Genomic DNA, 12077 nt, shown 5'->3' with positions numbered 1-12077 from the left:
GACCTGATCGAGGCTGCGGAGAACTGGGCGGCGCCGGCTTCCGAGCTCTTGGCGACGTGGGGCCCGGACGGATGCAGCACAGTGTCCTGAGTTGGCCAAGCGGCTGTGTGCGTTTTGGCATGCACAAGAAAGGCCCTGACCGGCATTTCTGCTGGTCAGGGCCTGGCACCGAAGTGCCCCCGGCAGGATTCGAACCTGCGCACACGGCTCCGGAGGCCGTTGCTCTATCCCCTGAGCTACGGGGGCGTGTCGGCCGCTGCTTGCGGCGACGGGTAGAACACTACCAGCTCTGACGGGGTGTTCATGAACGGGTCGGGGGAGGGCGGCGTAGCGCATGGGGGAGTGGGGGTGGGGGTGGTCGGGGAAAGGTCCCTCGCACGGGGGCGGAAGTGGGGAAAACCCGGACGCAGCCGGAGGCGCGCGCCTAGTCTCAAGGTGTGCCTGGCTTGTCCGGCCGGGTCCTTGTGGTCGACGACAACAAGGTCATCCGGCAGTTGATCAGGGTCAATCTCGAGCTGGAGGGCTTCGAGGTCGTGACCGCGGCTGATGGTGCCGAGTGCCTGGACATCGTGCATCGGGTCGCTCCGGACGTGGTGACGCTCGATGTGGTGATGCCCCGGCTCGACGGGCTGCAGACGGCGGCGCGGCTGCGGGCCGATCCGCGGACGCGGGGGATTCCGCTCGCCGTCGTCTCCGCGTGTACGCAGACGGAGGTGGAGAGCGGGCAGGCGGCCGGGGTGGACGCGTTCCTGGCGAAGCCGTTCGAGCCCATGGATCTCGTGCGTACGGTGCGGCGGCTGATGAGTCGCGGTGGGGAGGAGCCGGAGGAGACGGAGGGAGAAGGGGGTGCCGAGGCCGACGCCGGTGGGGATGCGGAGTCGGTGGTCCGGCCGGCCGGCTGAGGGGCCGGGCGGTGACGGAGGGTACGGGGCCGCCGGGGTGTCCGGTGGGTGAAACGTGGTGGCGGTGGGGGACCGTTTCTCCCATACGCTGGGGGTGTGACCCCCGCTGAGCTCTCCCGCGCCACCCTGTGTGCCGTACATGGTGCCGTGGCGGACGGGGAACTCTCCGTGACGGTTCCGGAGCGGGTTGTCGTGCGTGCGCCCATGCCGGGGGAAGGCGGGGGCGGCGAGACCGATCTCGCCTGCAATGTCGCGCTGCGGATCGCCAAGGAGGCCGGGCGGCCGCCGCGTGAGGTGGCGGAGGTGCTGCGGCGGCGGTTGGCGGGGGTGCCCGGGGTTGCGGGAGTGGAGATCGCCGGGGCCGGATTCTTGAATGTGACGTTGACCGGGCCCGCCCGCGCCGAGTTCGTGTGGAGCGTGCGGGAGCGGGGGGCGTTGCCGACACCGGGGGCCGGGGTCGGGGGGACGACGGTGGTTCTGCGGGCCGCGCCGGGTGTGCGGGCCGCGGTGGTGGTTGAGGCTTTGGGGCGGATTTTGTCCGCGGGGGGAGCGGAAGGAGCGGGGGAGGCAGGAGAGGCGGGGGAGTTGCGGGGTGAGGTGATGTGCCCCCGGCCGGTGAAGGTTTCGTATGAGGAGGGCTTCTCGTACGCGGGGACTGCGGTGAGTGCGGAGGGTGCCGCCTCCGGCCCCCTGGCCTCCACCCCCCACGAATGGCGCGCCCTCACCGCCCGCCTGGGCCCCGACGAAGCCCGCTGGGTGCTGCTGCGGACCGCGCAGCACGATGCTGTGCGGCTGCCCGCGAGGCCGGTGCAGCGGGAGAGCAATGGGCGGTTTTGGGTGCAGTACGCGTATGCGCGTACGTGTGCGATGACGCGTAATGCGCGGGAGTTGGGGTTCGCGGCCGAGCCGGGGGACGTCGGGGCCGATGAGGGTGGCGGGTGGGAAGTCCGGGAGGTGCGGGAAGTCTGGGCGGCGATGGCCGAGTACTCCGGCGTCGTCGAGGCCGCCGCGCGGCACCGGGCGCCCGATCGGGTCGCGCGGCATCTGGAAGTGACCGCCGACGCCTGGCTGCGATGTCATGAGGTATGTCCGCCGCTGCCCGTCGGCGAGGAGAAACCCTCGGCCGTGCACCGTGCCCGGCTGGCCCTCGCCGAAGCCGCCGGAACGGTGCTCGCCCACGGCCTGCACCTGCTCGGCATCTCCACGCCCGAACGACTGTGACGAAGCGGTCGGCCGAGACCGTCCACGACCGCCCCGGCCGTCCACGACCGCCCCGGCCGCCTCGGCCGTCCACGATCGCCCGAACGTCCGTGATCCGTCCGGCGGCGCCGTACGCCCGGTGACGCCGAACTCGTACCCGAGTACCCACGTACCCAAGTACCCGAGGGGAACCTCCACGCCATGAGCCGCTCCGCACACCCCGCAGGACCCCGTCACGGTGACGTGCTGCCCGAGGGGCACTACACCGCTCCGCCCACCGACCTGAACAGCCTCGATCCGCGGGTGTGGTCCCGTACGGTCGAGCGCTCCGCCGACGGGGTGGTCACCGTGGGCGGGATGGACGTGACCGCGCTCGCCGAGGAGTTCGGGACGCCCGCGTACTTCCTGGACGAGGACGACTTCCGGGGCCGGTGCCGGGCCTGGAAGGAGGCGTTCGGTGAGGGTGCGGACGTCTTTTACGCCGGGAAGGCGTTCCTGTCGCGGGCCGTGGTGAAGTGGCTGGCGGAAGAGGGGATGAACCTGGACGTGTGCAGCGGTGGCGAGCTGGCCACGGCGCTCGCTGCGGGTATGCCGGCCGAGCGGATCGCGCTGCACGGGAACAACAAGAGCATCGAGGAGATCACCCGGGCCGTGGAGGCCGGGGTCGGGCGGATCGTGCTGGATTCGTTCCAGGAGATCGTGCGGGTGGCGCACGTCGCGGACCGGCTGGGCAAGCGGCAGCGGGTGCAGATCCGGGTGACGGTGGGCGTGGAGGCCCATACGCACGAGTTCATCGCCACCGCGCACGAGGACCAGAAGTTCGGGATCGCGCTGGCCGGCGGGCAGGCCGCGGAGGCCGTCCGGCGGGTGCTGAAGCTGGACGGCCTGGAGCTGACCGGCATCCACTCGCACATCGGGTCGCAGATCTTCGACATGGCCGGTTTCGAGGTGTCCGCGCGACGCGTGGTGCAGCTGCTCACCGAGGTACGGGACGAGCACGGCGTCGAGCTGCCGGAGATCGACCTGGGCGGCGGGCTCGGCATCGCGTACACCTCGGACGACGACCCGCGCGAGCCGCACGAGATCGCCAAGGCCCTGGGCGACATCGTGACGCGCGAGTGCGCGGCGGCCGGGCTCGGCGTGCCGCGCCTGTCCGTGGAGCCGGGTCGCGCCATCGTCGGGCCGACCGCCTTTACCCTGTACGAGGTGGGCACGGTCAAGGAGCTGGACGGGCTGCGTACCTACGTCTCCGTCGACGGCGGCATGTCGGACAACATCCGTACGGCCCTGTACGACGCCGAGTACAGCGTGGCGCTGGCCTCGCGTGCCTCGGACGCGCCGCCGATGCTCTCGCGGGTGGTCGGCAAGCACTGCGAGAGCGGCGACATCGTCGTACGGGACGCGTTCCTGCCCGCCGACGTGGCCCCCGGCGACCTGCTGGCCGTGCCCGCGACCGGTGCGTACTGCCGGTCGATGGCCAGCAACTACAACCACGCGCTGCGTCCGCCGGTGGTCGCGGTGCGGGACGGCGCGGGACGGGTCATCGTCCGGCGGGAGACCGAGGAGGACCTGCTCCGGCTCGACGTGGGATGAGATACGGCGGGCGCGGGGCCCCGTCGGCCGAACGGCGACCCCGCCCCACCCCGCCCGGTGACCGGCACACCCGCCGGGTGACCGACAATGGTGGAACAGATGTCTCGCCATCCGGACCGGGGCCGGAATTCCCGGTCCGGTGCGTGAGACTGGTGCAGACCGAGCAGGGAAAGCGAAAGAGGTCGAATGATGCGTACGCGTCCGCTGAAGGTGGCGCTGCTGGGCTGTGGAGTGGTCGGCTCAGAGGTGGCGCGCATCATGACGACGCACGCCGACGACCTCACGGCCCGCATCGGCGCGCCGGTCGAGCTGGCCGGTATCGCGGTGCGCCGCCCGGACCGGGTGCGCGCGGGCATTCCCGCCGAGCTGATCACCACGGACGCGAAAGAGCTGGTCAAACGGGATGACATCGACGTGGTCGTCGAGGTCATCGGAGGCATCGAGCCCGCCCGTACGCTGATCACCACCGCGTTCGAGCACGGCGCCAGCGTGGTGTCGGCCAACAAGGCGCTCGTCGCGGCGGACGGTGCCGCGCTGCACGCCGCCGCCGAGGCCAACGGCGCCGACCTGTACTACGAGGCCGCCGTGGCCGGCGCGATCCCGCTGGTCCGGCCGCTGCGCGAGTCGATGGCCGGCGACAAGGTCAACCGGGTGCTGGGCATCGTCAACGGGACGACGAACTTCATCCTGGACAAGATGGACAGCACGGGGGCGGGGTACTCCGAGGCGCTGGACGAGGCCACGGCCCTCGGGTACGCGGAGGCCGACCCGACGGCGGACGTCGAGGGCTTCGACGCGGCCGCCAAGGCCGCCATCCTGGCCGGAATCGCCTTCCACACCCGGGTGACCATCGACGACGTGCACCGCGAGGGGCTGACCGAGGTCACCGCCTCCGACATCGCCTCCGCCAAGCGGATGGGCTGCACGGTCAAGCTGCTCGCGATCTGCGAGCGGGCCGCCGACGGCGCTTCGGTCACCGCGCGCGTGCACCCGGCGATGATTCCGCTGACCCACCCGCTGGCCTCCGTGCGCGAGGCCTACAACGCGGTGTTCGTCGAGTCCGAGGCCGCCGGCCAGCTGATGTTCTACGGCCCCGGCGCAGGCGGCTCGCCGACCGCCTCCGCGGTCCTCGGCGACCTGGTGGCGGTCTGCCGCAACAAGCTGGCCGGGACCACCGGGCCGGGCGAGTCCGCGTACACGCAGCTGCCGGTCGGCCCCATGGGCGACGTGGTCACCCGCTACCACATCAGCCTGGACGTGGCCGACAAGCCCGGTGTCCTGGCCCAGGTCGCCACGGTCTTCGCCGAGCACGGTGTGTCCATCGACACGGTCCGCCAGCAGAGCAAGGACGGGGGTGCCGCCCGCTCCGTCGAGACCGACAACGGGGGCGAGGCGTCCCTCGTCGTCGTCACGCACCGGGCGGCCGACGCCGCCCTGTCGTCGACCGTCGGCGCGCTGCGCGACCTGGACACCGTCCGGGGCGTCGCCAGCATCATGCGGGTCGAAGGGGAGTAGAGGAACCCATGTCTGCCATTTCCACCGCGAGCCGTCAGTGGCGCGGAATCATCGAGGAGTACCGGGACCGGCTGCCGGTCGCGCCGTCGACCGAGGTCGTCACGCTCCGTGAGGGCGGTACGCCGCTGGTGCCCGCCCAGGTGCTCTCCGAGCGCACGGGCTGTGAGGTGCATCTCAAGGTAGAGGGCGCCAACCCCACCGGGTCCTTCAAGGACCGCGGGATGACGATGGCCATCACCCGGGCCAAGGAGGAGGGCGCCAAGGCGGTCATCTGCGCCTCCACCGGCAACACCTCCGCCTCGGCCGCCGCGTACGCCGTACGGGCCGGGATGGTGTGCGCCGTCCTCGTCCCGCAGGGCAAGATCGCGCTCGGCAAGATGGGCCAGGCGCTGGTGCACGGCGCCAAGATCCTCCAGGTCGACGGGAATTTCGACGACTGCCTGACGCTGGCCCGGGGCCTCTCCGAGCGGTACCCCGTCGCACTTGTGAACTCCGTCAACCCGGTACGGATCGAGGGCCAGAAGACCGCCGCCTTCGAGATCGTCGACATGCTGGGCGACGCGCCGGACATCCACGTGCTGCCGGTCGGCAACGCGGGCAACATCACCGCGTACTGGAAGGGGTACCAGGAGTACGCCGCCGACGGCATCGCCGCGCGCACCCCGCGCATGTGGGGCTTCCAGGCGTCCGGCAGCGCGCCGATCGTACGTGGCGAAGTCGTCAAGGATCCGCACACGATCGCGACGGCCATCCGGATCGGCAACCCCGCCTCCTGGCAGTTCGCCGAGCGCGCCCGGGACGAGTCCGGCGGCGCCATCGACGAGGTGACCGACCGTCAGATCCTGGCCGCCTACCGGCTGCTGGCCTCCCAGGAGGGTGTCTTCGTGGAGCCCGCCTCGGCCGCCTCGGTGGCCGGTCTGCTCAAGGCGGCCGACGAGGGCAAGGTCGACCCGGGCCAGCGCATCGTCTGCACGGTCACCGGCAACGGCCTGAAGGACCCCGACTGGGCCGTCGCGGGCGCCCCGCAGCCGGTCACCGTCCCGGTCGACGCGGACGCCGCGGCCGAGCGCCTCGGCCTGGCGTAGTACGTCCCCGGAGGATGCGACGCACCCGGCCGCGGTTCCCCGCGGCCGGGAGCACGCCCCGAACGTGCGACACCGCGCGAAAAGGGGTTACGGAGCCCGCAGGAACCCCGTAACCTCGGACGGAGCAAACCCTGCAAAGGCTGCAAAGGCGGCCGTGGGCCGTGGGCGGCGCGCGACACGCATCGTGCGCCTCCTGTGCGCCCTATGTCGCCACAGAACCTTCCTTCGATAGGCTGGCAGCCAACTCCCCTCCCCACGGCATGTCGCAGTGGTGTGCAGGGCAGGTCAAGAACGGTCCCCATGAGCCGGCCGGGCACCCAGGTGCCGCGGCGCTCCGGGGCAGTGCCGCAGCATCACATCAAGGAGAGTCATCGAGCGATGGCCGGTCCAGCGTTCCGCGCCGCCGCCGTCCGGGTGCGCACCCCCGCGACCAGCGCCAATCTCGGTCCCGGCTTCGACGCCCTCGGGCTGTCCCTGGGTCTGTACGACGACGTCGTGGTGCGGGTGGCCGATTCCGGCCTGCACGTCGACATCGCCGGCGAGGGTGCCGACACCCTGCCGCGCGACGAGAGCCACCTTCTCGTACGGTCCCTGCGCGCCGCCTTCGACCTGCTCGGCGGGCAGCCGCGCGGCCTGGAGATCGTGTGCGCCAACCGCATCCCGCACGGCCGCGGCCTGGGCTCCTCCTCCGCCGCGATCTGCGCGGGCATCATGGCCGCCCGCGCGGTGACCATAGGGGCCGAACAGAAGCTGGACGACGCGGCGCTGCTGGAACTGGCCACCGAGATCGAGGGACATCCGGACAATGTCGCCGCCTGTCTGCTCGGCGGCTTCACCCTGGCCTGGACCGATACCGGATCGGCGCGCGCGATCAGGATGGATCCCGCCGATTCCATCGTTCCGGTGGTCTTCGTACCGGGCAAGCCGGTGCTCACCGAGACCGCGCGGGGCCTGCTGCCGCGTACCGTCCCGCACGTGGACGCCGCGGCCAACGCCGGCCGCGCCGCACTGCTCGTCGAGGCCCTGACCAGGCGCCCCGAGCTGCTGCTGGCCGCGACCGAGGACCGACTTCACCAGGAGTACCGTGCTCCCGCGATGCCGGAGAGCCTGGCCCTGGTGAACCGACTGCGGGCGGACGGCGTCCCCGCGGTCGTCTCCGGCGCGGGACCCACGGTCCTCGCGCTGGTCCAGGAGGACGCGGCCGACAAGGTCGCCGGCCTCGCGGGCGAGGGGTGGGCGGCCAACCGGCTGGCCCTCGACGCGGCGGGCACCTCGGTGCTGCCGCTCGCCGGGTGATCGACGATTGCCGGTCTTCGAGAGGGGGAATGTTTGTTGGATCCGGTAGTGTTAACCTCAAGTGAGTACGTGACGCCTCTGCGGCGCGGTATTCCGTGTCCCCCATCGGGACCACCTTTCTTCCGGGAGCCTCCCAAACTGCTTGGAGCAGTTGCCTGAGCAGATGCGAGCACGCTCCGGAATCGGCGTGACGGACATGAGTCACAGACATCTCTTCGCGCCGGAACCATGAACTGATCTCTCCGCCATTTCCGGCGGGACCACCGCCCCGGCCAGGTCCGCAAGTACGGGACCGCAGCCGGACAGCACAACCGGTCGCCGAGCCAGACAGGCCGACGCCCGCTCCAGGGAAGGACCCTTCGTGAGCGACACCACCGATCTGATGGGCGTACGCACCGATGGCAGTGCCACCGCGCCCGCCACGGACGCTCCCGCCGCGCCTGCGCGGCGCCGCCGTTCCGGCACCGGCCTGGACGGCATGGTCCTGGCAGAGCTGCAGCAGGTCGCCTCCAGCCTCGGTATCAAGGGCACCGCGCGGATGCGTAAGAGCCAGCTGATCGAGGTCATCAAGGAGAAGCAGGCCGCCGGCTCCGGTTCCGGCGCCGCCGCCAAGGGCGACGCGCCCGCAGAGGCCGAGACCAAGCCCAAGCGCCGGGCGACCTCCAAGGCCCGTACGGGCGAGGACGGCGACGCCAAGGCCGCGGGCAAGGCGGACGGCAAGGCGGACGGCAAGGCCGCCGCCGACAAGAGCGCCGGCCAGCAGCAGATCGACATCCCGGGCCAGCCGAGCGACGAGCAGCCGGCCGGCGAGCGCCGCCGGCGCCGCGCCACCGCCGCCGCGGGCAGCCCCGACAACGCCGGTGAGGCGAAGGCCGAGGGCAAGACCGAGGCGAAGGCCGACACCCGCACCGCACAGCGCGAGGACGCCAAGGCCGAGGCCGCCGCGGACAACGCCGAGGGCCGCCAGGGCAAGGGCGACCGCCAGGACCGCGGGGACCGCCAGGACCGCGGCCAGAAGGGCGACCGCCAGGGCCGCGGTGAGCGGGGCGAGCGCGGTGAGCGGGGCGAGCGCGGCCAGCGCGACCGCCGCAACAAGAACAACGACGGTGACGGCGGCAACCAGCAGGGCGGCGGCAACCGCCAGCAGCGTGACGGCCGCGACAACCGGGACAACCGTCGGGCCGACGAGGACGGGGACGACTTCGAGGGCGGGCGCCGCGGGCGCCGCGGCCGCTACCGCGACCGCCGTGGCCGCCGTGGCCGTGACGAGGGCTTCGGCAACGAGCCGCAGGTCTCCGAGGACGACGTGCTGATCCCCGTCGCGGGCATCCTCGACATCCTCGACAACTACGCGTTCATCCGGACCTCCGGCTACCTGCCGGGACCGAACGACGTGTACGTCTCGCTCGCCCAGGTCCGCAAGAACGGCCTGCGCAAGGGTGACCACGTCACCGGCGCGGTCCGCCAGCCCCGCGAGGGCGAGCGCCGCGAGAAGTTCAACGCGCTGGTGCGCCTGGACACCGTCAACAGTGTCTCGCCCGAACAGGGCCGCGGCCGCCCGGAGTTCGGCAAGCTGACGCCCCTTTACCCGCAGGAGCGGCTGCGCCTGGAAGGTGAGCCCGGCGCGCTGACGCCGCGCATCATCGACCTGGTCGCGCCGATCGGCAAGGGCCAGCGCGGTCTGATCGTGGCCCCGCCGAAGACCGGCAAGACCATGATCATGCAGGCGATCGCCAACTCGATCACCCGCAACAGCCCCGAGTGCCACCTGATGGTCGTCCTGGTCGACGAGCGTCCGGAAGAGGTCACCGACATGCAGCGGTCGGTCAAGGGCGAGGTCATCTCCTCGACCTTCGACCGTCCGGCCGAGGACCACACCACCGTCGCCGAACTGGCCATCGAGCGCGCCAAGCGCCTGGTCGAGCTGGGGCACGACGTGGTCGTCCTGCTGGACTCCATCACGCGTCTGGGCCGTGCGTACAACCTCGCCGCCCCGGCGTCGGGCCGCATCCTGTCCGGTGGTGTCGACTCGACCGCGCTGTACCCGCCGAAGAAGTTCTTCGGTGCCGCGCGCAACATCGAGGACGGCGGCTCGCTGACCATCCTGGCCACCGCGCTGGTCGAGACCGGCTCGCGGATGGACGAGGTGATCTTCGAGGAGTTCAAGGGCACCGGCAACATGGAGCTCAAGCTCGACCGGAAGCTCTCGGACAAGCGCATCTTCCCGGCGGTGGACGTGGACGCGTCCAGCACCCGTAAGGAAGAGATCCTGATGGGCAGCGACGAGCTGGCCGTCGTCTGGAAGCTGCGCCGCGTGCTGCACGCCCTGGACCAGCAGCAGGCCATCGAGCTGCTGCTGGACAAGATGAAGCAGACGAAGTCCAACGCGGAGTTCCTGCTCCAGATCCAGAAGACGACGCCCGGTATGGGCAACGGCAACGGCAACGACTGACGCCGGCCCCGTACGAACGGCCCGCCGGCGCCCGTACAGGCGCCGGACACGGCCGTAACCGCACGGCTGAGCCCTCCCGGTCACTTCGGTGGCGGGGAGGGCTTCGTGCTGTCGGCGCAAACCCGCAGATTGTTGCCTTGCGCACACGCGCGGCGCCCCCGGAGGCCATCACTCCGCTTTCTGTCCTCGGACGAAACCCCTGGTCACCCCGGTAAAAGTCGACTTTTGGCCGGAGTTCCGGCGGGCCGGTTTCTAAGAATGGCTCTCAATCCCGTTGTGCAACCCTTCCGGTCTGCCCCCCGTCTTTCAAGGAGCAACAAACCGTGGCCGGACGCTGAACGGTGGCGGCGAGGGGCAGGCGAGAGAACGAGGACTGAGGAGCAGATGGCGGACGACAGCAGGGCCGCGAACACGGCCAAGAGCCGTTCCCGCGGCATACGTGCCACGGGCCGCCGGCGCAAGGGTCCGACCCGGCGCCGCCGCGCCCTGACGATCACCGTGTGCGCGCTGGTCAGCTGCGTACTGCTCGGTGGCGCGGGACTCGGCTACGTCTACTTCAAACTCAACGGCAACCTGAAGGGCGTCGACATCAACGCCGCCCTCGGCAAGGACCGGCCCAAGGACAACGACGACGGGTCGATGGACATCCTCGTCATGGGGTCCGACTCCCGGGCGGGCAAGAACGGCGAGTACGGCACCGACGAGGGCGGCGCCCGTTCCGACACCGCGATGATCGTGCACATCTTCAAGGGCCACAAGAAGGCCAGCGTCGTCAGCGTCCCGCGCGACACCCTGGTCCAGCGCCCCGACTGCACCAAGGACGGCAAGAACGTACCGGGCCAGCGCAAGGCCATGTTCAACACCGCCTTCGAGGTCGGCGGCCCGGCCTGCGCGGTCAAGACCGTCGAGGCGATGAGCGGCATCCGGATGGACCACTTCGTCGAGGTCGACTTCAACGGCTTCAAGAAGCTCATCGACGCCCTCGGCGGCGTGGACATCACCACCACCAAGCCCATCCACGACAACAAGAGCCACCTGAACCTGGAGCCCGGCAAGCACACCCTCAACGGTGAGGACGCCCTCGGCCTCGTACGGACCCGGCACGGCGTGCCCGGCGGCGACGGCAGCGACCTGGGCCGCATCCAGCTCCAGCAGACCTTCATCAAGGCACTGATGAAGCAGGTGAAGAGCATCGGGCTGCTGTCCAACCCGACGAAGCTCTACGGCATCGCCGACACCGCCACCAAGGCCATCACCACCGACAGCGACCTGAACTCGGTCAACGCGCTGATGGGACTCGCCAAGGAGATGGGCGGCATCGGGGCGGACCAGATCGACATGGTCACGCTGCCGGTCACCTACGACCCGAAGAACCCGTCCCGGGTGCTGCCGCTGGAGAAGCAGTCCGGGCAGGTCTGGGACGCGCTGCGCCAGGACCGGGACATCCCCAAGGAAGCGATCAAGGATTCCGCAGGTGACAAGGGTGGAACGGACAGCTACGTCAAGTAGCGGAATCGTTTCTTCGGCCCGTCTCCCGACGCCGCGGACCGCCCGGGAACAAAATCCGGCGCCCCCCGGTTTTGGGAGATGAGGCCAGTCCTGGCAGACTGGACCGTCGGCCCCGGTTCACGTGACGCAATCCGCGGAACGACCCGGAGCCCTCCCGAACCTAGGAGATTCCCTTGAAGCGCGACATCCACCCGGAGTACGTCGAGACCCAGGTCAGCTGCACCTGTGGCGCGTCGTTCACCACCCGTAGCACCGTGGCCGGCGGCACCATCCGTGCCGACATCTGCTCCGAGTGCCACCCGTTCTACACGGGCAAGCAGAAGATCCTCGACACCGGTGGCCGTGTGGCCCGCTTCGAGGCCCGCTTCGGCAAGGGCGCCGGCGCCGCCAAGAAGTAGCGACCCGCAAGGCGCCGGTTCCGTCTCGCCCCGCGAAGGGGCGGCGGACCGGCGTTTTGTCGTCCAGGCCACGGACCCCGCCGGAGGTCCCAGGGGCCGCGGCCCCGCCGCACACGTGCCGGCAACC

General features: G+C 70.9%; 9 protein-coding genes and 1 tRNA gene. 9 read left to right on the top strand and 1 reads right to left on the bottom strand.

From position 1 onward, the window contains the following. Positions 1 to 174 precede the first annotated feature (174 nt). A tRNA-Arg gene (locus JXZ78_RS04455) sits at positions 175 to 246 on the bottom strand. 191 nt (positions 247 to 437) lie between these two features. Here JXZ78_RS04455 and JXZ78_RS04450 point away from each other — a divergent pair. The 9 genes from JXZ78_RS04450 to rpmE all read left to right on the top strand — a co-directional run bounded on the left by JXZ78_RS04450 (position 438) and on the right by rpmE (position 11950). Further along, on the top strand, positions 438 to 902 hold the full coding sequence (locus tag JXZ78_RS04450) for a response regulator (protein ID WP_078623954.1): 465 nt from the start codon (positions 438 to 440) through the stop codon (positions 900 to 902). A gap of 96 nt (positions 903 to 998) precedes the next feature. Then, on the top strand, positions 999 to 2123 hold the full coding sequence (gene nrtL / locus JXZ78_RS04445) for an ArgS-related anticodon-binding protein NrtL (protein ID WP_030017744.1): 1125 nt from the start codon (positions 999 to 1001) through the stop codon (positions 2121 to 2123). 180 nt (positions 2124 to 2303) lie between these two features. Then, positions 2304 to 3695: a diaminopimelate decarboxylase gene (lysA, locus tag JXZ78_RS04440; RefSeq protein WP_030017743.1), complete on the top strand. Its 1392-nt coding sequence runs from the start codon at positions 2304 to 2306 to the stop codon at positions 3693 to 3695. A 186-nt stretch (positions 3696 to 3881) separates the two neighbouring features. After that, entirely contained in the window at positions 3882 to 5210 is a 1329-nt protein-coding gene (locus JXZ78_RS04435; RefSeq protein ID WP_030017742.1) for a homoserine dehydrogenase, read from the top strand. 8 nt (positions 5211 to 5218) lie between these two features. Beyond that, positions 5219 to 6295 (top strand): threonine synthase, encoded by a 1077-nt coding sequence (gene thrC / locus JXZ78_RS04430; RefSeq protein ID WP_030017741.1) that lies wholly within the window; start codon positions 5219 to 5221, stop codon positions 6293 to 6295. 378 nt (positions 6296 to 6673) lie between these two features. Beyond that, positions 6674 to 7591, top strand: coding sequence for a homoserine kinase (gene thrB / locus JXZ78_RS04425; RefSeq protein WP_030017740.1), 918 nt, complete (start codon positions 6674 to 6676; stop codon positions 7589 to 7591). Positions 7592 to 7952: 361 nt separating this feature from the next. Continuing rightward, positions 7953 to 10043, top strand: a complete 2091-nt coding sequence (rho, locus tag JXZ78_RS04420; protein WP_030017738.1) for a transcription termination factor Rho — start codon at positions 7953 to 7955, stop codon at positions 10041 to 10043. 384 nt (positions 10044 to 10427) lie between these two features. After that, complete coding sequence (locus JXZ78_RS04415) at positions 10428 to 11552, top strand: LCP family protein (RefSeq protein WP_030017737.1); 1125 nt, start codon at positions 10428 to 10430, stop codon at positions 11550 to 11552. 173 nt (positions 11553 to 11725) lie between these two features. After that, positions 11726 to 11950, top strand: coding sequence for a 50S ribosomal protein L31 (gene rpmE / locus JXZ78_RS04410; protein ID WP_030017736.1), 225 nt, complete (start codon positions 11726 to 11728; stop codon positions 11948 to 11950). The last annotated feature ends 127 nt before the right edge of the window (positions 11951 to 12077 follow it).

Origin of the sequence: Streptomyces monomycini (genome assembly GCF_022271435.1) — a bacterium.
GTDB lineage: Bacteria > Actinomycetota > Actinomycetes > Streptomycetales > Streptomycetaceae > Streptomyces > Streptomyces monomycini.
Note: the sequence above shows the minus strand (reverse complement) of the source record. Positions and strands in the feature narration are given on the sequence as shown.

Coding starts and splice junctions, on each gene's coding strand:
- lysA (WP_030017743.1), top strand. CDS start 2,304: ATGAGCCGCTCCGCACACCCCGCAGGACCCCGTCACGGTGACGTGCTG.
- JXZ78_RS04415 (WP_030017737.1), top strand. CDS start 10,428: ATGGCGGACGACAGCAGGGCCGCGAACACGGCCAAGAGCCGTTCCCGC.
- JXZ78_RS04435 (WP_030017742.1), top strand. CDS start 3,882: ATGATGCGTACGCGTCCGCTGAAGGTGGCGCTGCTGGGCTGTGGAGTG.
- thrC (WP_030017741.1), top strand. CDS start 5,219: ATGTCTGCCATTTCCACCGCGAGCCGTCAGTGGCGCGGAATCATCGAG.
- thrB (WP_030017740.1), top strand. CDS start 6,674: ATGGCCGGTCCAGCGTTCCGCGCCGCCGCCGTCCGGGTGCGCACCCCC.